This window comes from Streptomyces sp. NPDC001348 (assembly GCF_053597535.1).
Genome location: NZ_JBSFIK010000025.1, coordinates 82,957 through 104,650, shown reverse-complemented (window position 1 = coordinate 104,650; position 21,694 = coordinate 82,957). Strand labels below are relative to the sequence as shown.

Here is a 21,694-nt window from a genome sequence, read left to right as displayed (position 1 = left end):
CTACTGAGCGTACTGCTGCTCCAGTGGACCTTGCGGGCCGGCACCCTGGCCGCCTCCCAGCCGGCCCTGACCCTGGGAGACGCCCTCATCAGCGTCACACTCGGCGGTCTGCTGTTCGGGGAGAGCATCGCTCTGGGCTGGAACCTGCTGCCCGAGGCCGCGGGCGTCGGTCTGATGGCGGCGGGCATCGTCGGTCTGACCAGATCGCCCATGTTGGCCGCGGGCCGAAGCTGGGACACGGCGGCACCGGAATCCACCGCTGCGAGCCGTGACACCTGAACCCGGCCGGCGGGCCTGCCGGCGGTCTCGGCAGCGGGCGAGGGGCGTCGCGGGCCGGCCGGCTCACTCGACGGCGCGTCCGCGCACCGGCCGGCCCGCGCCTCACCCCGCCGGTCAGTCGCCCTCCTGGACGAGGAAGACGTCCTCGGCGAGCAGGCCGTGCGCCTCCTGGTGCACGGCGGTGGCGGCCTGCGCCGACGGTGCCTCGATGAGGCAGAAAACCTTTCCCTGCGGCTCGTTGACCCAGTACCGCAGGTAGCGGACCCCGAACCTGCCCTGTGTCTGCAGGTCCGCCTGGTGAGCCTTCGCCGCGTCCTCCGCGGTCACGCCCCCACTGATCGTGTGGACGTCGAGATACAGCGCCATGATCTTTCCCTTCGTGTGCCCGGCACTCCTGGCGGTGCCACACTTGATACTCGTGACGCTCGGCAGGAAGAGCCATGACCGCACGACCGGGACTCCTAGCCGTAGCCCCGCGCACGGTTCCGGCGAGGTGGTCACACCGCCCGCGGCGGCGTGGGGCACGCTCGATTCGGCCCTGCAGGGACTGCGGCTGGACGGGGCGATCTTCTTCCGCGCCGAGTTCACCGAAGGGTGGGCGTACCGGTCACCGACGCCCGACCAGCTGGTCCGGGCCCTCCGACCGGGCGCGAGACGCTTGATCGTTTTCCATATCGTCGCCCGCGGGGAGTGCTGGGCCCGGGCCCGAGGTGGTGAACGCCTGTGGGCCCGTGAGGGCGATGTCGTCGTCGTGCCGTACGGCGAGCAGCACTCGATGGGCGGATCCGACGCGGCGGAGGAGGTTCCCATCCTCGATCTGCTCAGTCCGCCCCCCTGGCGGACCCTGCCGGTGCTTCGGCACGGCGCCGGCGGGGGACGTACCGACGTCGTGTGCGGCTATCTGCACTGCGACCATCCGCTGTTCAACCCCGCCCTTCAGGCACTGCCGTCCCTCTTCGTGGTGCGCCCGCCGGACGGACCCGCGGCGGCCTGGATCCGGTCCAGCGTCGACTACGCTCTGGCGCTCGGTTCCGCGGCACCGGGCACCGACCGGACGGCGACGAGACTCCCGGAGCTGGTGTTGCTGGAAACCCTCCGACTGCATCTGGCAACGGTGGCGGCGATCGACACACGGTGGATGGCGGCGCTCGCCGATCCGGTCCTCGCGCCGGCGCTGGCACGCCTGCACGCCGCGCCGGACCACCGCTGGACGGTTCAGCGACTCGCCGAGACGGCGGCGGTCTCCCGTTCCGCACTGGACGAGCGGTTCCGCCAGGTGCTCGGCCGCTCACCGATCCGCTACCTCGCCGACTGGCGGATGCACCTGGCGGAGAACCTGCTCGCCACGACCGGGCACTCGGTCGCCGCCGTCGCCCACCGAGTCGGGTACGACTCCGAGGAGGCGTTCAGCCGGGCGTTCAAACGTGTCCACGCCATGGCCCCTGGCACGTGGCGTCGGGCACAGCCGGGCAGGGCCCGTTCCCAGGGCCGGCCCTTCCGGGCTTGAGCGAAGTCGTCCGGGCTGTCAGTCGGAGCGGCCGGCGAGTTCGGCGGTTGTGGGCCGTTTTTCGGCGCTCCTCCGCGGCGCAGCGGCGTCCTCCGGCCGCGGCCGCCGGCGCCGAGTGGGAGACGCCGGGGCGGTGAGGACGGCGAGGCAGGCGACCACGAGCGCGATACCGATCCAGCCCGCGCCGGGCTGGCGCTCGCCGATGACCAGCACGGCGAGCACCGCCGCGACGGCCGGCTCGAGCAGGGAAAGCGTGGTAGCCGTGCTGGCCGGCACGTGTGCCAGCCCCCATCCGAAGAGGACGTAGCCGGCGAACATCGGTACGAGCGCCATGTAGGCGCCGACCGCCGCGTTGGACCAGGAGGCGAGGAGCGGGGCGCCGGTGAGCAGCAGGACGGGCAGGAGGAGCAGTCCGCCCAGCCCGAAGACCGATCCCATGGCGGCGCGGGGGGCTATCCGCCGGGTGATCAACCGGTGTGCCGCCCAGGAGTAGAGCGCGTAGGCGGTGGCGGCGAGAAGGCCCAGCGCGACACCGAGTACCGTCGCCCCCGGAGACGCCCGCTCCGGACCGGCGGGGGTCCGCGTGGCCTCGGCCGCGCACAGGATGACGGTGCCCAGGAGTCCGAGGGCGGCTCCGAGTTTCCAACGCCCCGTCAGGCGCCTGCCGTCCAGGACATGTTCGATCAGCGCCGAGGCCGGCGGGGCGGTGCCGATCGACACCACGGTTCCGACGGCCACTCCGGCCAGACGCATCGAGCTGTAGAAGGCCAGGGGGTAGGCAGCCACCGCGACGGCGCCGAGCACGACGATGCCGAGCCGCTCACGCAGCCGTGCTGCCTGGCGAGCCATCCGAGGGGCTGCGACCAGGGCCTGGAGCAGTCCGCCCAGCCCCATGGCGACGGCGCCGATGGCGAGCGGCCCGACGGCGGGAGCGAAGGTGGCCGCTGTGCCCGTCGTGCCCCACAGCAGGGATGCGGTGAGCACGCACAAGGAGCCGGCGGCCGTCGAGGGGCCGGGCACAGCGGGGCGCCTCACAGCCGGTCCAGCAGGTCCGCCGCCATCGCGCGGGCGTGCTGCAGGCGGGTGCTGTCCCCCTCGAGGCCGGCGCGCGCCATCGCGCCCTCCAGCAGAAACGACAGGTGTTCGGCCGCCGCGCGTGCGTCACCGGGCCGTCCGGGCAAGAGGTCCTCTAGATGGCCGGCGATCAGGCGCTCGACCTCCTCTTTGTGGCGGCGTACGACCGCCCTCCCCTCGTCCCCCGCGGGCAGCTCGGCGGCCGCGTTGAGCAGACCGCACCCGCGGAAGCCGCGCTCGTAGGCGGACTCCGCATGGTCGGCGTAGGCGTCGAAGACCGCCAGGACGCCGTCGCGCGCGGTGTCGGCCCGCTCGACCCGGGTTCGGTAGAGGGCGAGCCACTCCTCGTGCCGGGCTTCCAGATAGGCCATGACGAGCTCGGCCTTGCCGGCGAAGTTGTTGTACAGGCTCATCTTCGCCACGCCGGCCTCGGCGGTGATCGTGTCGATCCCGGTCGCGGTGACGCCGTCGGCGTAGAAGCGGCGCGCCGCGGCCGCCAGCAGGCGCTCCCGGGCCGGTCGCCGCCTGGTCTCACTCATCGCTCGTCCCCGGAGAAGAGAGGTCTTCTATGTAGGTCGGTCTACCTACCATAGCGGACGGCGCAGAGAGACGAAGGGACCGAGGTCATCGACGGCGGGCGGCGGACGCCGGCGGGTGATCAGTCGGCGTGCCAGGCCCCGCCGAGCCGGCTGAGCCTGGCGGCCGCCGTGATGGTGGCGTAGATGTAGTGCTGGGGAGCTTCCGGCATGACGTCCATGGGCTTGAGCAGCAGGACCGCACCCCAGATCGCGCCGTCCCAGATGACGGGCGCGGCGATGGAGTTCCACTTCGCCATGCACTCCTGGCGCCCCAGGGCGTACCCCTGGTCACGGATGTCGGCGAGGGAGGCGAGCAGTTCGCCGCCGTCGCGGATGACCCCGGGGCCGGCTTCTTCCGGAACCGGGTCGTCGGCCACCCGCTGCTGGATCTGCTCGGGCAGGTAGGCGAGGATCGTCCGACCCGAGGCGCCGGTTCGCAGCGACCGTGTGACCGACAGGACGTCGCGGGGCGTCATTCCGAGCTCGACGAGATCGGAGTCCCCCACCGCCATGTCCAGGCACTGTCTGCCCGCTATGCCGAACGGAGCCCTCATGTACAGGAAGACCAGGCCGCTGTCGGTCGCCCCGCGCAGACCTTGGAGGACATGGGTGGCCTCGCTGCCGGAGAGGTTGTCCTCGGCCAGTGCGTGGAGCCCCAGGTCGGCGACCGTGCTGCCGAGCTGGTACAGGCCTCGGTCGATTCGGACGAAAGTGCTGTTGTAGGTTCCGGCGGTGAGCATGCGGCCGGTCGTGGAGTCGTCGAGATCGGCTGCTTTGGCGATCTCGGACAGCCGGTGCGCACCGGGGCCCAGAGTGATGAACGCCTGCTGCACCCGCATGAAGCGGTCGGCGTAACCGGTCCCGGTTCCGCGCCGTCCACTCATCAGCCGTACCCCCTTCATCCGGCCCGCGCCCCTCTGCCCGGAGCACGGTGGTACACGGCTCCGAAGCCACCGCATACGGTAGGGCACAAGATTATTACTCGGTGACAGCGAGACTGAACTTACCCGTCCCCGTACGGCTGTTGAGCACGTGGTGCGCCTTGGCCGCGTCGGCGAGCGGATAGGTCCCGCCGCTCACGGTCTTGAGCGAGCCGTTGCCGACGGCGTCGAAGAGCTGCCTCATGGACGCCGCCAGCGGGAGCGTCCGGTCCGTGTAGAGATGCGGGAGCCAGAAACCGGCGACGGTGACGGACTTCTGGAGCAGCGTGTGCACCGGGACCTGGGCGAGCTGCCCGCCGGCGAAGCCGTACACGACGAGCCTGCCGCGCGGGGCGACCACGTCGAGTGTCTGCAGCAGCGTCCTGCCGCCGGTCATCTCCAACGCGGCGTGCACGGGCCCTCCGGCCGCGTCGAGGATCCGCTCCGTCAGGCCGTCCTCGTCGGAGGAGTCGACGGCCGCCGTCGCTCCCAGCTCCAAGGCCAGCCGACGCTTCTCGTCCGTACCGGCGAGAGCGATGACCCGGGCGCCCGCCCGGTGCGCCAACTGGACGGCCAGCGAACCGACGCCGCCGGCGGCGGCAGGAATGACGACGGTCTGCCCCTTCACGATCTGCGCGACGGTGAAGAGGAGGTGGTACGCGCTGTTCCCCTGCAGAGCCAGCGACACCGCCTGTTCGTCGGTGACTTCGTCGGGGATCTCCCACTGCAGTCTGCGGTGGGCGGCCACCTTCTGCGCGTAGCCACCGCCTTGGGTCAGCGCCACGACACGCCTGCCGTCGGCGGTGGTGCCGACGACCTCGTTGCCAGGAACGTACGGAAGCTCGACCGGCGCGAGGTAGGTGTTTCCGCGTACATGGACATCCGCGTAGTTGACACCCGCCAGTCTCACATCCAGCAGGTTTTGTCCGGGCGCGGGCTCGGGGTCGGGAACGTGTTCCAGCTGCAGGACCTCTGGGCCGCCGAATTCCCTCATGACAATGGCGCGCACGGCACTCCTATGGACGCGGGGCGGATGTGTACCACGACAGGCTAGGGCATCCGCACAACGACTCCCACCTGGCCATCTTGCCGTCTACACCTTTCTCACGAGGTGAGAAGAAGCCATCCGTTTCTCACTCGGCGAGAAAATTCAACGTCGAACTTCTCGGGAGGTGAGAAGGGGAATCCGCGGATTGCATTTGCCCTTTCGGACAGACATAGTGATGCCCCCCGCTCGAGCGCTACAGGAGGACCAGCGCAGGAGGCTGCTGTGCCCCTTTCCCTTTCTACTCACCGTGGCCGTTCACGAAGCCGGACACCGGGTGTCGCGACGGCCGTGCCCGGACTCGTCGGCGAAGCGCCGGGCAGGCCCCCGTCCGCAACTCCGCCCGCCGGAAGGCCGTGCGGCGGGCCGATCACACCTGAGACCAACTGGCAGGGTGCCGCGCGCATCTGGTCCTCCTAGGGAGCCCGCTTCCATGACCATGACCTCCGCCGTACCCGTCGTCGCGCCCCGGTTCGGGGCCGTCGCCGGTACCGTGGCGATCGTCGCCCCCCGCGGCAGCGCTTTGCCCGCGGAGTCCTTCGGGCAGCGCGGCTGGCGATGCGTGGCCGTCGAACCGGACACCCGGTGCCGGCCGTCGGCGTCGGCACCGGCGCACGGGGCAAGTGGCTGTGCGGACTTCGTGGAGCATCGCGGATCCCTGCGGCGTACGGTCAAGGCGCTGCGGGGGCTGGGAGTGTCGGCCGTCGTCGCCGGGAGTGCGGCGGGCGTCGGGCTGGCGGAGCGGATCGCCTGGCATCTGGGCCTGCCCCAGGGGGATCCCGAGACATCGGGGCTGCGCTACGACCGTGGTGTTCAGGCGGCCGCCCTGGCACGAGCCGGCATACCGGCACCACGCGGCATCCGCAGCGCGAGCCTCGCCGAGGTACTGGCCTGGGCCGAGACCTGCCGCCTGCCCGGCTACCTGCTGGCCCCCGCCGCGGCCGGAGTTCCGGTCGAGCCGGTGCCCTGCGACGGCAAGAAGCAGATCAACACCTTCTGGCCCGCCATGAAGCGGGCGGCCGCCCGGTACTCCGACGACGCGCGCCTGGTCCTCACCGAGCGGCTGCCCGTCCGGCAGTTCGTGGTCAACAGTGTCAGCCGCCCGGGTACGGACGGTCGGCCGGACCATGCCGTCACCGACGTATGGGCTGAGACCCGCTCCTGCGACCGCTCCCTGGACCGCATCGACCTGTTGCTCCCCCACGAGCCGCTGACACGAGTCCTTTCGGCGTACGTGCTGCGCGTGCTCGACGCCCTGGGCGTGCTGCGCGGACCCGTCACCGCACGCGTCGCCTACCAGGAGGGCCGGGGCCCGCTCCTCGTCTCGGCACTGGCGGTGCCCGACATTTCACCGGCCGACGAGGCGCTGCGCACGGCAACCGGCTACGACCGCTTGACGGACGCACTGGACACCACGGTGCCGCCGCTGCCCGTTCCGTTCGCGCCGGGTGCGACGGGGCACCGGGTCGTCCGAGTGTGCGTGCGCCGGGGCGGCGAGGCGTTCGGCCCGCAGCTGGGGCGTTCCCTGCGCCGGCTTCCGACGGTGGTCGCGGTCAGCGCAGACCTCCTGGAGCACGCCCCGGTCACCCCCGCGTCCCGGTGCGCCGAGGTCGTTCTCAGCAGCGACGAGCCGGACGCCGTCGAGGCGGACTACCGCGTCATCCGGGCGGTGGAGGACTACTTGAGGCCGCTGAGCATGACGCCGCGGACGTAGTACTTCTGCAGCAGGAGGAAGAGGATCAGGACCGGGAGGATGCTCAGGACGAGCCCGGCCATGACGATGGGCATCGTGCGGGCCGGGTCGACGTGGTCCTGCAGGAGCTGGATGCCGACGGGAAGCGTCATGACGTCCGGGTTGGCCGTCGAGACGAGCAGCGCCCAGATGTACTCGTTCCAGGCGTCGACGAAGGTCAGCAGTCCGAGGGTCACCACGACCGGCTTGGTCTGCGGCACCACGATCCGCCACCACACGGCGAACTCACCGGCTCCGTCGATGCGGGCGGCCTCGAGGACCTCGTCCGGGATCGCGACCATGAACTGGCGCATCAGGAAGATCCCGAAGCCGTTGACGAGGAACGGCACGGCGAGCGCGACGATGCTGACGGTCAGTCCGGCGCCGCCGCGGCCGAACAGGTCGTTGCCGCCCGCCAGCGGCCAGTGCGCCAGGATGAGGAAGTGCGGGACGAAGAAGAGGAACGGGGGGAACATCATCGTCGACAGCACGAGACGGAAGACGAAGCCCCGGCCGGGGAAGCGGAGCTTGGCGAGCGCGTATCCGGCGAGTGACGACGTGAGCAGGACGGAGGCGGTGATCACGGCGGTGGCGGTGACGCTGTTGCGGAAGAGCACCGGAAGGTCGAGCTGGTCCATCGCCGCACGGTAGTTGGACAGGTCGAACGCCTTGGGCAGGAACCGGTAGGGCAGCGTGCCGGACTCGCCGGGCCCCTTGAAGGACGTCATCACCATGTCCAGGAACGGCACCACCGTGACCACGGCACCGGCCACCACCAGCAGATACGCCGGCCAGGGGAAACGGCGACGGATCACGCGTCCTCCCCCTTGCGCCGGAAGACCCACAACTGCGCCAGGGTGACCGCGAGGACCACCACGAACAGCACGAAGGCCGCGGCGCTCGCGGTGCCCCAGTCGCCGTGGGCGAAGGCCTGCCGGTACATCTCCAGCGCGGCCACATCGGTCGCGTCCCCCGGGCCGCCCTTGGTCATCACAGTGATCAGGGCGAATGACTGCAGGCCGGTGAGGAACTGGGTGACGCAGACGAACAGCAGGGACGGCCTCAGCAGCGGCAATGTGATCCTCCAGAACACGGTGACGGGCCCGGCGCCGTCGAGCGCGGCGGCTTCGTAGTACGCCCCGGGGACGGACTTCAGCCCGGCGGTCAGGACGAGGATGGCCGTACCGACCGAGGCCCAGGCCTGTACGACCACTACGGAGGGCAGCGCGGTGTCCGGGTCCTGGAGGAACGCCACCGAGTCGAACCCGAGGGTGTTGAGGGCTCCGTTGACGAGCCCGCCCGGCTCGTACATGAACTTCCACACGTTGCCGACGGCTACGACGGTCGTGACGATCGGCAGGAAGTACAGGGTGCGCCACAGTCCCTGGAACCGCAGCTTGTCGATGCAGGTGGCGACGAGCAGGGAGCCCGAGAGGGCGAGAGCCACGGTGCCGAGGGCGAACAGGAGCGTGTTGGTGAGGACCGGCACCAGGAACGTCGATCCGTCCGCGAAGAGGCCGGTGAAGTTGTCCAGGCCGACGGGGTCGATGTCGCCGAGGTCGAAACCGGTCCAGTGGGACATCGACAGCAGCAGCGCGAAGCCGAGCGGCAGGAACAGGAAGACCGCGAAGAACAGCAGCGTCGGCGCCAGGAACAGGTAGGCGACGACCACTTGGCGGTGCCGGTGCCGGATCCGGCCGCGGCCGTCGACGGCGGGTACGGCGGATCGCCTGCTGTGCGCCGCCCGTCCGGTGGGTTCCGGCGCCAGCGCGTTCACCATGAGCGCGACACCTCCTGATCGACCTGACGGCGGGTGGTGCGCAGTGCCTCGTCGACCGACTGCCGGCCGGTCCAGAACGCCTCGATGTTCCTGCGGAGCAGTGACTTGGCCTGCTGCGCCCCGGGCACGTTCGGTTCCGGCACCGCGTATGCCAACGCGTCGAGGAACGGGCGCAGGTTCGGGTCGCCACCCTGGCCCAGAAGGGTCCGTATGTCGTCGGCGCGCCCGGTCAGGGAGCCGACGGACACCTGCAGGGAACTCATCCGGGTCGCTGTCGCGGTCTTCCCCTCGCTCTTCACGCGGACCTTCTCGGTGTTGAGCCAGCGCAGGAACTCCCAGGCCTCGCGCGGGTACGCACTGGCCGTGTTGACCCCCAGCATGAATCCGGTGGAGAGCGTGGCACGCTCGTCGCCCGTCTCGGGGACGGGCACGGGCGCGACGCCGACATCTCGGTAGTCCGTGCCCATCAGCGCCTTCAGACTTGTGGTCCACCAGCCGGCGCCGACCACCATGGCCACCTGCCCGGACGGGAACGCCTTGTAGACGTTGACGCCGGGGTCGCTCGCTCCTTCGGCGATGAGGCGGTGCTCCAGATCGAACACCGCCCGGCCGGCCGGCGAGTCGATCGCGGTGCTCCTGCCGTCCGCGGAGACGAAGGTTCCGCCGGCGGCACTGAGCAGGGCGAGGGTCTGGCCGACGGTGGTGGAGTCGTCGTACGTCGACAGCCCGAATCCCTGGACCAGTGTGTTGCCGTACCGGTCGCGTCGGGCGGTCCGGTAGGCGGTCTCCTCCAGCTCCCGCCAGGTGTGCGGAGGGCCGTCGATGCCGGCCTCGTGCAGGAGCCGCTTGTTGTAGTAGAGGGCGTACGTCTGCACCTCGGTGGGGTAGCCGTAGACCTTGCCCCCCACCGAGGAGGCCGCGACCGCGGCCGTTCCGTAGCCGCGGGTGATCTCCTCGGCGGGCTCCTGCGGAGCGGGCCGCAGGACGCCCGCCTGGACGAGCTGGCCGTTCCACAGGCAGTACGGATGGATGATGTCGGCGCCCTGACCCGCGGCCTGCCGGACCATGAACGTGGTCAGCAGGTCCGTGAACTCGACGGCCTTCGTCTGCACCTTCACCCGTTCGTGGGTGGCGTTCCACTCGTCGACCGGACCCTGCAGGGCCGCCTTGAGTGTCCCGCTCGCGTAGTGGGACAGCAGGGTGAGGACGATCGGATCCCCGGGCCGCCCGGTGCCCCGGTGCGGCGCGGCACATCCGGCGGCGAGCAGCGAAGAGGGCAGAGCGAGGGCGAAGTGACGGCGGCTCAGGCCGCCGGCGCGGTGCGACCGTGTCATCCGGCGGCCTCCCGGCGCATCACCTGGAACACCCGGGTCGTGGTGAAGCCGGCCTTGCGGTACAGGTGACCCGCCGGGGAGTGCTCGCCCGTCCAGAGGAACCACGCGGAGTGCGCGCCACGCGCCCGCATACGGCCCAGGACCAGGTGGAGCAGGATGCTCCCGAGTCCGGTACCGCGCATGTCCTCGAGCACTCCGAACGGGCCGAACCGCTCGTCCACCGACTCGTACGCGCCGTGCATCGCCCAGCCGGCCAGGCGGCCGGACGGGTCCCGGACGACGACGATGCGGTCGAGCGACGTGCCCGCGGCCAGGCACGCGGCGCGGATCGCGCGTGCCCAGTCCGGGTTGAAGTGGGCCCCGGCGAGGGCGACGAGTTCCACCACGTCGTCGTCGGACGGAGTGGTGAACCGGTAGCCCTGCGCCGTCAGTTGGGCCCGTCGGCGCGCGACACCCTCCGGGAGGCGATAGCCGACGAGGCCGCGGTCCATGGCCGCCGCCTCGTACAGGGTCCGGAACCCCAGCGAACGAAGGAGGCCGGCCGCTTCCGGGTAGGCCTCTGCGTCCAGGCCGGGGAGGAAGTAGTTCGGGGTGTAGGGGGAGAAGTCCACCCGGGTGCGGTCGTGGCTGCGCAGCCAGTCGAGGGCATCGCTCAGCAGCCGCCGGCCGAGCCCGTGCCCGCGGGCGGCCGGGTCGACGAAGAAGAACGGGAGCCAGCCCTGCTCCGGCTCCAGGTCGGTGCCGGTCATCGGCGTCAGACGGCGCACCGCGTAGGCCGCGCCGACGACACGGTCGCCGGCGACGGCGACGCGGAGCCCTTCCGGGTCGAAGTTGGCGTCCAGCAGGACCAGGGAGCGGAAACGGTCCGGGGTGATGGGGTCGGCGGGCGCACTCCGGCACCACGCCTCCACCAACGGCGGTCCGTCACCCACGCGAAAGCCACGGATCCCGGCCCGGGCTTGCGCTGTGCGAGGGGTCATCGGCGGGGTTGTCGTGCTCATCCTTCGCCCCCGTCTGCTGGTGATCTCCCGAAGCGGCAGCCAGAAATGTACCGGTATATCCCTTGGATGCGCGGGATGTCACGGCCGCCGACGGGAACCCTGTCGGCCCGTTCCCCTCAGCGGCGCGCGAGCAGGCCGTCGGCCGGGGCGGGTGGGCGGTCGATGCCGAGGGCCTCGGCGAGGGCATGGCCGTGGCGGATCCTGCGCTCCTCGCTGTGCCACACCGGCCCGGCTCCGGGCCGCGGGCGTGGCGGCCGCGCTTCCCCTCGTCGCACATCCCCGTCAGGCGGATCCCCGGGCCGGGAGGCCGGAAGAGGCGGGCGAAGCGCCGAGACCGGCCGGCTCCTGGATGGTGCCGGCGACCGCCACGGTGGTGCCGATGCGTCTGCCGGTCCCCTCCGCCGCGGGTCGGGTCACAGCACCCGGCCCGTCCTCAGGCGAGGTCGGGCAGGGGGCGCCTAGCGACGTCGTGGGCTTCCTCGGACGGGACGCCCAGCATGCGCAGCAGCATCTCGGCCAGACTCGACGCGGCCTCGTCGCCGTCGAGCTCCGGCCGGGCGAAGCGCAGCTCCACCAGCGCCAGCAGTGAGCCGCCCAGGGCGGTCAGCGCGACGGTCGGGTCGGCGATGGTGAAGCGGCCGGAGGCGACACCACTCTCCAGGTCGCGCCTGGCGCGCGGGGCGAGGCCCGAGTCCGCGTGGATGTGACCGAGGCCACGGCGGCGCAGAACCTGCATCAGTTCGGGCCGGGAGTCGGCAAGGCGTGCGCTGAGGCGGAAGCCCGCGGCAACGAGTTCCGCCGGGTCGTCGATGCCCCGCAGATGCTCGTCGAAAGCCTGGCCGAACTCCTCGAGGGCGTCCTGCACCGCCGCGTCGAACAGCTCCGTCTTCGACTCGAAGTGGTTGTAGAAGGAGCCGAAGCCGACGTCCGCGCGTTCCGCGATCGCCTGGATGCTCGCGCTGGTGTCCCCGGTCTCGGCGAGTATGCGCCGGGCCGCGCGGACGAGCGCCTGGCGGGTCTCGGCGCGGCGCCGTTCGAACCGGTTGCGGGGCGGAGCTGACGTCGGCATGGGCGGAAGTCTAGCAACGAGCCGCATGGCGCCACAGTTCTGATGATTCCGTCAGTACATACCTGATGACTCCATCACCTCCACCGGGGAGACGCTTGACGATCGAAGCATCAACACTGATGATTTCCTCATCACGGCGACGTTTCTTGGAGGACACCATGGCCGGAACCCGCGCCGACGCGGTCGGCGTCACGGACGTCAGGACGGCCCACCAGGACCTCCACAGCGAACAGGGAGCCCTGCGCGGCGAGCACCCCGGGCGGTCGCGGAACCCCGTGATCAAGGTCGCCGACCTGGCCTGGCTGGAGTTCGAGAAGCCCGACCTGGACCGGGCGGAGGTCTTCGCCCGTGACTTCGGGTTCGGCATCGCCGCCCGCTCGGAACAGGAACTGTGGCTGCGGGGCACCTTCGCGGGGTCGCCCTGCATGGTGATCCGGCGCGGTCGGACCTCTCGCTTCATCGGTCCGGCTTTCCGTGCGGCGGAGCGTGCCGACCTGGACCGGCTGGCCCGGGCGACGGGAACGGCTGTACGGGACGCCGATGTGCCGGGCGGCGGCAAGGCGGTCGCGCTGCTCGATCCCTCGGGTTTCCCGGTGCGTGTGGTGCACCTCCGGGAGGAACTTCCGGCGCTGCCCGGCCAGCAGCCGCTGCTGCTCAACTTCGGCACTGATCACCGCCGTACGAACGCTGCGCAGCGGCCTCCGCGTGAACCGTCCCGTATCCAGCGGCTGGGCCATGTGGTCCTGGAGACCCGTGTGTTCGGCCGGTCCCTGGACTGGTACCTGGACACGCTCGGGATGATCGTGTCCGACTTCCTGTTCCTCGACGGGCAGCGCGACCGCGGGCCGACGATGGCGTTCGTCCGCTGCGACCGGGGCAGTCTGGCCGTGGACCACCACACCCTCGCCATGCACTTGGGGCCGGGCAACGGCTATGTCCACTCCGCCTACCAGGTGACCGACCTGGACTCGCTCGCCGCCGGCGGCGAGTACCTGGCCGAGCGCGGCTACAAGCGCAGCTGGGGCATCGGGCGGCACATCCAGGGCAGCCAGGTCTTCGACTACTGGCGCGACCCCGACCGCTTCATGCTGGAGCACTTCGCCGACGGCGACCTGTTCTCCTGCGACGTCGAGCCCGGCTGGGCGCCCATGTCGACGAGCGGCCTGGCCCAGTGGGGGCCGCCGGCCACCCGCGACTTCCTCGGCGCCAGTCCCTCCCCGCAACGCATCCGCGATGTCGTCCGGGCCCTGCGGGGCGACAACGAGGTGGACCCGGCACGCCTGGTGGGCCTGCTGAAGGCCGTGAACTCCTGACCCCCTCCCTCTCAGCAAAGGCAACCGACATGAGCACCAACGTCCTGCGCACCGCCGACGGCTGGTGGGCCGTCCTCGGCGACCATGCCGTCCCGGTCGGCACCAAGGCCGTCACCACGGCCGAGCTGCTGGCCGACCGGGCCGCGGTCGAGGCGGCCGCCGCGTCCGGCGCGGTGGACACACCCGTGGCCGACCTGGTCGCCCTCTCCCCCGTCACCACCCCCTGCCGGGTGGTCGCCCAGATGGTCAACTACCGCAGTCACGCCCGGGACTCGGGTTTCACCGGGGACATCCCGCCCGCCTTCTTCCGCAAGGCGTCCGGGTCCGTCAGCGGCCCGGGAGAGGCCATCGTGCGGCCGCCGCACGTGAGGTTCCTCGACTACGAGATCGAGCTCGGCCTGGTCATGGGCGCGCCCCTCCCGGTCGGCACCGTCGTCGAGGAGCGCGACGTGCCGTCGTACGTCGCAGGACTCGTGATCACCAACGACGTCAGCGCCCGTGACGTGCAGTTGACCAAGACGCAGTTCTACGAGAGCAAGTCGTACCCCACGTTCACGCCCACCGGGCCGTACCTCTCCCTGCTGGGACCGGAGGACTTCGACCGTCTCCTCGACCTGCGGCTGCAGTTGTCCGTGAACGGCGAGCCGCGTCAGGACCGCACCCTCGCCGACATGATCGTCCGACCGGCCGAGGCCCTGACGCTGCTGGCCCGGTTCCAGACCCTCGGCCCCGGGGACCTGCTGCTGACGGGCACGCCCGGCGGGACCGCGCTCAAGGCTCCGCCGAAGGCCGTGGAGAAGATCGGCGCGCTGCTGCCGCCGGCGGTGAAGTGGAAGGCCTTCTTCAAGAGCCAGGCGAGCAATCCCCGCTACCTGCGGCACGGCGATGTGGTGACCGCGACCATCGCCACCGCCGACGGGCGCATCCAACTCGGTGAGCAGCGCACGCCCGTCACCGACGCGCAGTGACCCATGCGCGAACCCATACCGGAAGTGAGCCGCACATGACCGTCCACAAGCCGGCGCACGTACCCGTGGTGATCGTCGGAGCCGGGCCCGTGGGCGTGACCGCAGCCATCCTCCTGGCCCGGCGCGGCGTGCGTACCGTCGTCCTCGAACGCCACCACGCCGTCTATCCCCTGCCGCGTGCCGTCGCCACCGACGACGAGGTGCGCCGCATCCTCCAGGCCGCAGGTGTCCAGGAGGAGTTCGCCGCGATCGCCCGTCCCGCGCGGGGGCTGCGGCTGCTGGACGCCCGGCACCGGGTGATGGCCGAGTTCCCGCGCGCCGCCCAGGGAGCCCACGGCTACCCGCAGACCAGCATGTTCGACCAGCCCGAACTGGAGCGGGTACTGCGCACCGCCCTGGCCCGCGCCCCGGAGTGCGAGCTGCGCGGCGGAGTCGAGGTCGTCGGCGTCGAACAGGACGACGGCGGCCCGGTCCGCGTCACCTACCGCGACGAGGCGGGCGAACACCTGCTGCGGGCGGATGCCGTCCTCGGCTGCGACGGCGCGGGCAGCCTCACCCGCGACGCCGTCGGCGCCGCGTGGAAGGACCTGCGCTTCGAGGAGCGCTGGACGGTCGTCGACGTGCGCACCGGTCTCCCGGTCCGCTGCTGGGAAGGCGTCGAACAGATCTGTGATCCTCAGCGACCGGCGACGTTCATGCGGATCGGTGCCGACCGCTACCGCTGGGAGTTCCGGCTGCGGGACGACACCGAGCTGGATCACGAGCGGCTGCGGGAGCTGATCGCTCCGTGGGTGGACCCGGTCCCCGGCGCCGACTTCGAGGTGCTCCGGCAGGCGCGCTACACCTTCCGGGCGCGTATCGCCGACCGCTGGCGCCGGGGTCGCGTCTTCCTGCTCGGTGACGCGGCCCATCTCACTCCGCCGTTCATCGGGCAGGGGCTGTGCGCGGGTCTGCGCGACGCCCATAACCTGACCTGGAAGCTTGCTCTCGTCCTCCGGCACGGTGCTGAGGAGCGGCTGCTGGACACCTACGAGAGCGAGCGCAAGCCGCACGCCCGCCATGTGATACGACTCGCGGTCGCCATGGGCTGGGCCATGACCGGCGGCCAGGACGGCGCGGCCGCCGTCCGGCGCGGACTGCTGAGCGCGGCCGTCCGCGTCCCCGGGCTGAGTACGGCGGTCTCCCGCGATCTCAGTCCGGCCCTGACCGCCGGGCCGCTCGTGCACCGCCGCGTCCGTGGGCCCGGTGGTGGGCTCGTGGGCCGCTTCTGCCCGCAGCCGTGGGTGACCGTCCACGGGCGCCGCACCCGCCTCGACGACCTGCTCGGCGACTCCTTCGCCGTGCTGACGGCCGTACCGCCGTCCCCCTCGCTGCAGGCGGTCGCCGACGGCCTCGGTGCCCGGGTCGTCCGCGTCGACGGCCTCGGCGACGACGGCCGGCTCGCCGCCTGGCTGCGCGAGGGGCGCGCGGACGCCGTGCTGCTACGGCCTGACCGGGTCGTGATGGACGTCGTCCCGTCCAGGGGCGAGGCCTTCACGGCGACCACCGCATGGGCGTGCCTGCTGCACACCACACGAACCCCCCTTCCTTCCCGAGAGACCGTCGCGGAAGGCCTGCTGAGGAGCATGACGCGATGAACACGCCGTACCCGGACCCGTTCTCCAGGCCCGATCCGGAGGCCGCGGCCGCCAGCCGCATCGTGGACTTCGCCCGCTGGGCGGCCCGGCACCGGGGTGTGGCGGCCGACGCGGACTACGCCGCCCTGCACCGCTGGTCGGTCAACGACCTGGAGGGCTTCTGGGGCGCGGTGTGGGAGTACTTCGACGTCGCCGCGGACACCTCCTACGAGCAGGTCCTGGCCGAGGAGACCATGCCGGGCGCCCGCTGGTTCACCGGCGCCACCCTCAACTACGCCCACCATGCCCTGCGCGGTGCCACGGACGACGACGTGGCGATCATCGCCCTCGACGAGACCGGCTCGGCGTACGAGATGACCGGGAAGCGGCTGCGCGCCCAGGTCGCCTCGGTGGCCGCGACGCTGCGCGCCCTGGGAGTGGGGCCGGGCGACCGGGTCGTCGGCTACCTGCCCAACACCCCGCACGCCATCGTGGCCTTCCTCGCCTCCGCGAGTCTCGGCGCCGTGTGGTCGGTGTGCGGCCAGGACTACGCACCCGAGGCAGCCGCTGACCGGTTCGCCCAGCTCGAACCCACCGTACTGATCGCCGCGGACGGCTACCTCTTCAACGGCACTCTGCACGACCGGCGGGAGGCAGCCCTCGAGCTGGCCCGTGCGCTTCCGACGTCGAAGGCGACGCTGCTGGTGGAGCACGTGGGCCTGCCCCGGCTCGCGGACCACTACCCCTCCGTGGTGGTCCCATGGGAGGAGGCCGCCACCCGCACCGAGGAACTCACCTGTACTCCGGTGCCCTTCGACCACCCGCTGTGGGTCGTGTTCTCCTCCGGCACGACCGGGCTGCCCAAGGGCATCCTCCACGGCCACGGCGGCGTGCTGCTGGAGCACCTGAAGACTCTCGGTCTGCACTCCGACCTCGGCCCCGGCGACCGCCTCCTGTGGTACACCACCACCCACTGGATGATGTGGAACCTGGTCGCCTCCACACTGCTGACCGGTGCCACGACGTGCACGTACGACGGCAGCCCGGCGCCCTTCGCCAAGCCCGACATCCTGTGGGAGCTGGCCGCCCGCCACCGGGTGACCGTGTTCGGCACCAGCCCCCAGTACCTGCTGGGCATGGCCAAGTTCGGCATCGACCCGTCCGGGCACGGTCTGTCGAGCGTCCGTGTGGTCGGCTGCACCGGATCGGCCCTGCCGGCTTCCGCCTACCCCTGGGTCCGCGACCACGTCGGCGACCATGTCCTGCTGGCGTCCATCAGCGGCGGCACCGACGTGGTGTCCGGCTTCGCGGGCAGCGCCCCCAACCTGCCGGTCCGGGCCGGGGAACTGTCCGCACCGCACCTGGGCGTGGCCCTGGCCGCGTACGACGCCGACGGCCGTCCGGTCACCGACGAGGTCGGCGAGCTGGTCGTCACCCGCCCCATGCCGTCGATGCCGCTGTACTTCTGGAACGACCCCGACGGCATCCGCTACCGCGACGCCTACTTCTCCTCCTACCCCGGTGTCTGGCGGCACGGCGACTGGATCACGTTCACCGGTCACGGCTCGGTGATCGTCCACGGCCGCTCCGACAGCACGCTGAACCGCAACGGTGTGCGCCTGGGCAGCGCCGACATCCACGATGTCGTCGAACGCCTCCCCGAGATCGCCGAAGCCCTCGTCATCGGCGCGGAGGAACCGGAGGGCGGCTACTGGATGCCGCTGTTCGTGGTCCCCGCCGCCGGAGCGACCCTGGACGACACCCTCCGCGAGAAGATCAAGGAGGCGATCCGCGCCGGCACCTCGCCCCGCCACGTCCCGGACGAGATCCTCGAGGTCCCCGCCATCCCGCACACCCGCACGGGCAAGAAACTGGAAGTCCCCGTCAAGCGCCTCCTCCAGGGCGCCCCCGCCGAGCAGGTCGTCAACCGCGCCGCGGTGGATGCCCCTGAACTCGTCGACTACTTCGCCCGCATCGGAGCCGAACGCCGCAACCGGTGAGGCGAGGCCGCCGGATGGATCGCCGACGTGCGGTCCGCCTCCCGGGCCGCGCCCATGCCCGGCGGCGCGCCCGGGGCCGGCGGCCCGCACAGTCCCGGCGCATGATCCGCGCCGTACGTGGCACACCTCATGAACATGAGCACCACCGAAGCCCGGCGGGGCGAGCCGGTCACCACGGTTCTGACCTGGGAGGTGCGCCCCGGCCGGGAGCAGGAGTTCGAGGACTGGACGCACGGGATCACCCGCTGCGCCAGACGGTTCCCGGGCAACGAGGGCGTCTCGTGGCTGCGCCCGGAGGAGGGCCACCGCTTCCACGCGGTGCTGCGCTGGTCCGATCCGCACCGGCTCACCGCATGGCTGGACTCGGACGAGCGGGCGGCATGGCACGCCCGGATCGAGGGCGTCGCCACCGAGATCGGCAGCGAACGGCAGTCGACGTCCGGGATGGAGACCTGGTTCAGCCTGCCCGGCACCACCGTGCAACCCCCGCCCCGCTGGAAGATGGTGCTCACCACGTTCCTCGGCGCCTATCCGTTCACACTGCTGATCCAGTGGCTGGCGACGCCCCGCACGGGCGCCTGGCCGCTGCCGTTGCGGGCCGCGGTGTTCCCGGTGGTGCTGCTGCCGACGCTGACGTACCTGGTGATGCCGCGGCTGAGCCGCCTGCTGCGGCGGTGGCTGTACCCTCCGCCGGACCGGTGATCACTCGGACACCCGGGGCCGGTGCGTCGGCGGCCTGCCCGTCCGGCGGTGGGGCAGGCCGCCGACGCACGGCGGTGCCCGGCTACAGCGCGCGTTCCATGCGGTCCGCCATCAGTTTGACGAACCGGGCCGGTTCCTTGGGCTGGCCGCCCTCGGCGAGCACCGCGAGGCCGTGCAGCAACTCGGCGGTCTCGGCCAGTCCCGTGCGGTCCTCGAGCTCCTTGTACGCCTGGTTGAGGCGCTTCACCAGGTGGTGGTTCGCATTGAGCTCCAGGATCCGCTTGGCGCGGGGCACCTCCTGGCCCATCGCGCGGTACATGTTCTCCAGGGCCGGGGTCAGGTCGTGCGCGTCGGAGACGACGCAGGCCGGGGAGACGGTGAGGCGCGAGGACAGGCGCACCTCCTTGACGTCCTCGTCCAGTTGTTCCTTCATCCAGCCGAGCAGCCCGGCGTACTCCTCGGTCTGCTTCTCCCGCTCGTCGTCGGCGGCGTCCTCGTCCTTCGCGTCGAGGTCGATCCTGCCCTTGGCGACGGACCGCAGCTTCTTGCCCTCGTACTCGCCGACGGCGTCGGCCCACACCTCGTCGACGGGGTCGGTGAGCAGCAGCACCTCGATGCCGCGGTCCCGGAACGCCTCCATGTGCGGGGAGTCCTCGATGCTCTGCCGGGACTCGCCCGTCAGGTAGTAGATCTCGTCCTGCCCGTCCTTCATCCGCTCCACGTAACCCCTGAGCGTGGTCGGCTCGGTGTCGTGGTGCGTGCTCGCGAACGACGCGAGGGCGAGGATGGCGTCGCGGTTCTCCGAGTCGGTGACCAGCCCCTCCTTCAGGACGGTGCCGAACTCCCGCCAGAACGTGGCGTAGCGGTCCTGGTCCTTGGTCATCATCTCCTTGACCGTGGACAGGACCTTCTTCGTCAGCCGTCGCCGCATCATCTCGATGTGGCGGTCCTGCTGCAGGATCTCCCGGGAGACGTTGAGCGAGAGGTCCGCCGCGTCGACGACGCCCTTGACGAAGCGGAGGTACGGCGGCAGCAGCGCCTCGCAGTCGTCCATGATGAACACGCGTTTGACGTACAACTGCACGCCGCGCTGGAAGTCGCGCGTGAACAGGTCGTGGGGGGCGTGGGCGGGGAGGAACAGCAGTGCCTGGTACTCGAAGGTGCCCTCCGCCTGGAGCCGGATGGTCTCCAGTGGGTCGCGCCAGTCGTGGCCGATGTGCTTGTACAGCTCGTGGTACTCGTCGTCGGACACCTCGTCACGCGGCCGCGCCCACAGCGCCTTCATGGAGTTGAGCGTCTCGGGTCCGGGCGCCTCGTCGCTCTCGCCGGCCTCGGTGGGACGCTCGGGCACCATCCGGATGGGCCAGGTGATGAAGTCCGAGTACCGCTTGATGATCTCCCTGATCTTCCACGGGGAGGTGTAGTCGTGGAGCTGGTTCTCCGGGTCGGCCGGCTTGAGGTGGAGCGTGACCGAGGTGCCCTGCGGCGCGTCGTCGGCCGTCTCCAGCGTGTAGGTGCCCTCGCCCCGCGAAGTCCAGCGGGTGCCCTGGCTCTCTCCGGCGCGCCGGGTCACCAGGGTGACCTCGTCCGCCACCATGAAGCCGGAGTAGAACCCGACGCCGAACTGGCCGATCAGCCCCTCCGCCCCGGCCGCGTCCTTGGCCTCCTGCAGCTCCTGGAGGAACTTCGCCGTGCCCGAGTTGGCGATCGTGCCGATGAGCCGGCCGACCTCCTCGTACGACATCCCGATGCCGTTGTCCCGCACGGTGAGGGTGCGGGCGTCCTCGTCGATGTCGATGTCGATGTGCAGGTCGGACACGTCGGCCTCGAGCGAGTCGTTCCAGAGCTTCTCGAGGCGAAGCTTGTCCAGGGCGTCGGATGCGTTGGAGACGAGCTCCCGCAGGAAGACATCCTTGTTCGAGTAGACCGAGTGAATCATCAGCTGCAGCAGCTGACGGGCCTCCACCTGAAACTCAAACGTCTCAGTCGGCATGGTCGCGAATACCTCACAGGTGCTGTCGCCAGAAACTGGTGCCAGCCACTGTAAAACACCACGTCAAGGCAGTGGCCGGATATCGGAGCGATGGCTGGATCCGCGCCGTGGGCGAGGACAGGCCCTAGTCGGCCGCTGCCACCCCGATACCGATGACGATGAACAGAGCGCCGGTGACCCGTTCCCAGCGCCGGCGCCATGCCGGGCGGTCGAGGAGGGCCCGCAGGCGGGCCGCGACCGCGACCAGGGCGAACCAGTAGACGACACCGCCCAGGACGTCGAGCGCGCCGAGCAGGAAGACCTGTCCCGTGACCGAACCGCCGCCCCGGTCGATGAACTGGGGCAGGACACTGAGGAAGAACAGGGCCGCCTTGGGGTTGAGCACGTTGCTGAGCAGTCCCTGGAGGAAGCTGTCCCGGAGGCCGTGTCCACCGGGTGTCTTCTCCTTCCGCCCGGTCGGCCGACGCGGTGCGGCGGCGCCTGCGCGGGCATCGAACAGGGCCCGCACGCCCAGGTACACCAGGTAGGCGGCGCCGGCCAGTTTGATCAGGGTGAAGGCATGGGCCGACCGTGCGGCGATCGCCGACAGGCCCAGCGCCGCGGCGCACGTGTGCACGCACAGCCCGGTCAGGGTGCCCAGGGCCGCCGCCCGGCCCAGCGAGGCACGCCGGGCGGCCGCCCGCACGACGACCAGGAAGTCCGGGCCGGGCACCAGGTAGGCGAGCAGCACCACTGCGAGGAACCCGAAGAGATCGACCGACACCGTCTGCTCCGTTCCACGCC

The 21,694-nt window shown here is 71.1% G+C and carries 19 protein-coding genes and 1 pseudogene; 8 read left to right on the top strand and 12 right to left on the bottom strand.

All coding sequences use genetic code 11. The features are described 5' to 3' along the window. Positions 1 to 279, top strand: a pseudogene (locus ACWC21_RS25160) (DMT family transporter); the annotation flags it as partial. Positions 280 to 393: 114 nt separating this feature from the next. On the opposite strand, the gene ACWC21_RS25155 reads toward ACWC21_RS25160, so the two are convergent. Beyond that, positions 394 to 645 carry a DUF4242 domain-containing protein gene (locus tag ACWC21_RS25155; RefSeq protein WP_450885072.1) on the bottom strand — a complete coding sequence of 84 codons (252 nt, stop codon included), beginning with the start codon at positions 643 to 645 and terminating at the stop codon, positions 394 to 396. Positions 646 to 697: 52 nt separating this feature from the next. Between ACWC21_RS25155 and ACWC21_RS25150 the strand changes: the two genes are divergently transcribed. Next, positions 698 to 1,786 carry an AraC family transcriptional regulator gene (locus ACWC21_RS25150; protein WP_450885071.1) on the top strand — a complete coding sequence of 363 codons (1,089 nt, stop codon included), beginning with the start codon at positions 698 to 700 and terminating at the stop codon, positions 1,784 to 1,786. A gap of 18 nt (positions 1,787 to 1,804) precedes the next feature. Here the strand turns inward: ACWC21_RS25150 and ACWC21_RS25145 are convergent, their stop codons facing one another. From ACWC21_RS25145 to ACWC21_RS25130, 4 genes are all read right to left on the bottom strand, one after another. After that, complete coding sequence (locus ACWC21_RS25145; RefSeq protein WP_450885070.1) at positions 1,805 to 2,770, bottom strand: DMT family transporter; 966 nt, start codon at positions 2,768 to 2,770, stop codon at positions 1,805 to 1,807. A gap of 47 nt (positions 2,771 to 2,817) precedes the next feature. Further along, entirely contained in the window at positions 2,818 to 3,399 is a 582-nt protein-coding gene (locus tag ACWC21_RS25140) for a TetR/AcrR family transcriptional regulator (protein ID WP_450885069.1), read from the bottom strand. A gap of 119 nt (positions 3,400 to 3,518) precedes the next feature. Continuing rightward, positions 3,519 to 4,322 carry an IclR family transcriptional regulator domain-containing protein gene (locus tag ACWC21_RS25135; RefSeq protein ID WP_450885068.1) on the bottom strand — a complete coding sequence of 268 codons (804 nt, stop codon included), beginning with the start codon at positions 4,320 to 4,322 and terminating at the stop codon, positions 3,519 to 3,521. 94 nt (positions 4,323 to 4,416) lie between these two features. After that, on the bottom strand, positions 4,417 to 5,367 hold the full coding sequence (locus ACWC21_RS25130) for a quinone oxidoreductase family protein (RefSeq protein ID WP_450885067.1): 951 nt from the start codon (positions 5,365 to 5,367) through the stop codon (positions 4,417 to 4,419). Positions 5,368 to 5,836: 469 nt separating this feature from the next. On the opposite strand from ACWC21_RS25130, the gene ACWC21_RS25125 reads away from it, so the two are divergent. Beyond that, positions 5,837 to 7,117, top strand: a complete 1,281-nt coding sequence (locus ACWC21_RS25125) for a hypothetical protein (protein WP_450885066.1) — start codon at positions 5,837 to 5,839, stop codon at positions 7,115 to 7,117. Here the strand turns inward: ACWC21_RS25125 and ACWC21_RS25120 are convergent. The 5 genes from ACWC21_RS25120 to ACWC21_RS25100 all read right to left on the bottom strand — a co-directional run bounded on the left by ACWC21_RS25120 (position 7,081) and on the right by ACWC21_RS25100 (position 12,319). After that, the gene (locus ACWC21_RS25120; RefSeq protein ID WP_450885065.1) at positions 7,081 to 7,950 is read right to left on the bottom strand and encodes a carbohydrate ABC transporter permease; all 870 of its coding nucleotides are present in this window, start codon (positions 7,948 to 7,950) and stop codon (positions 7,081 to 7,083) included. The two genes, ACWC21_RS25125 and ACWC21_RS25120, sit on opposite strands and share 37 nt — an antisense overlap. Next, on the bottom strand, positions 7,947 to 8,915 hold the full coding sequence (locus tag ACWC21_RS25115; RefSeq protein ID WP_450885064.1) for a carbohydrate ABC transporter permease: 969 nt from the start codon (positions 8,913 to 8,915) through the stop codon (positions 7,947 to 7,949). Before ACWC21_RS25115 ends, ACWC21_RS25120 begins: the two co-directional genes overlap by 4 nt. Then, positions 8,909 to 10,249, bottom strand: coding sequence for an ABC transporter substrate-binding protein (locus ACWC21_RS25110; RefSeq protein ID WP_450885063.1), 1,341 nt, complete (start codon positions 10,247 to 10,249; stop codon positions 8,909 to 8,911). The genes ACWC21_RS25115 and ACWC21_RS25110 overlap by 7 nt, the downstream gene beginning before the upstream one ends. Further along, positions 10,246 to 11,181, bottom strand: a complete 936-nt coding sequence (locus ACWC21_RS25105; protein WP_450885062.1) for a GNAT family N-acetyltransferase — start codon at positions 11,179 to 11,181, stop codon at positions 10,246 to 10,248. Before ACWC21_RS25105 ends, ACWC21_RS25110 begins: the two co-directional genes overlap by 4 nt. A 502-nt stretch (positions 11,182 to 11,683) precedes the next feature. Then, complete coding sequence (locus tag ACWC21_RS25100; protein ID WP_450885061.1) at positions 11,684 to 12,319, bottom strand: TetR/AcrR family transcriptional regulator; 636 nt, start codon at positions 12,317 to 12,319, stop codon at positions 11,684 to 11,686. Between the two features lie 158 nt (positions 12,320 to 12,477). On the opposite strand from ACWC21_RS25100, the gene ACWC21_RS25095 reads away from it, so the two are divergent. The 5 genes from ACWC21_RS25095 to ACWC21_RS25075 all read left to right on the top strand — a co-directional run bounded on the left by ACWC21_RS25095 (position 12,478) and on the right by ACWC21_RS25075 (position 18,918). After that, a complete protein-coding gene (locus ACWC21_RS25095; RefSeq protein WP_450885060.1) occupies positions 12,478 to 13,632 on the top strand; it encodes a VOC family protein in 1,155 nt (384 codons plus the stop codon). Positions 13,633 to 13,661: 29 nt separating this feature from the next. Continuing rightward, positions 13,662 to 14,600, top strand: a complete 939-nt coding sequence (locus ACWC21_RS25090) for a fumarylacetoacetate hydrolase family protein (RefSeq protein ID WP_450885059.1) — start codon at positions 13,662 to 13,664, stop codon at positions 14,598 to 14,600. A gap of 35 nt (positions 14,601 to 14,635) precedes the next feature. Beyond that, positions 14,636 to 16,237, top strand: a complete 1,602-nt coding sequence (mhpA, locus tag ACWC21_RS25085) for a bifunctional 3-(3-hydroxy-phenyl)propionate/3-hydroxycinnamic acid hydroxylase MhpA (RefSeq protein ID WP_450885058.1) — start codon at positions 14,636 to 14,638, stop codon at positions 16,235 to 16,237. After that, positions 16,234 to 18,216, top strand: coding sequence for an acetoacetate--CoA ligase (locus ACWC21_RS25080; protein WP_450885057.1), 1,983 nt, complete (start codon positions 16,234 to 16,236; stop codon positions 18,214 to 18,216). The genes mhpA and ACWC21_RS25080 overlap by 4 nt, the downstream gene beginning before the upstream one ends. Before the next feature lie 135 nt (positions 18,217 to 18,351). Further along, positions 18,352 to 18,918, top strand: coding sequence for an antibiotic biosynthesis monooxygenase (locus ACWC21_RS25075; protein ID WP_450885056.1), 567 nt, complete (start codon positions 18,352 to 18,354; stop codon positions 18,916 to 18,918). An 82-nt stretch (positions 18,919 to 19,000) separates the two neighbouring features. Here the strand turns inward: ACWC21_RS25075 and htpG are convergent, their stop codons facing one another. Together htpG and ACWC21_RS25065 are read right to left on the bottom strand one after the other, a co-directional pair. Continuing rightward, the gene (gene htpG / locus ACWC21_RS25070) at positions 19,001 to 20,911 is read right to left on the bottom strand and encodes a molecular chaperone HtpG (RefSeq protein WP_450885055.1); all 1,911 of its coding nucleotides are present in this window, start codon (positions 20,909 to 20,911) and stop codon (positions 19,001 to 19,003) included. 124 nt (positions 20,912 to 21,035) lie between these two features. Next, positions 21,036 to 21,674: a LysE family translocator gene (locus tag ACWC21_RS25065; protein ID WP_450885054.1), complete on the bottom strand. Its 639-nt coding sequence runs from the start codon at positions 21,672 to 21,674 to the stop codon at positions 21,036 to 21,038. Positions 21,675 to 21,694: the final 20 nt, after the last annotated feature.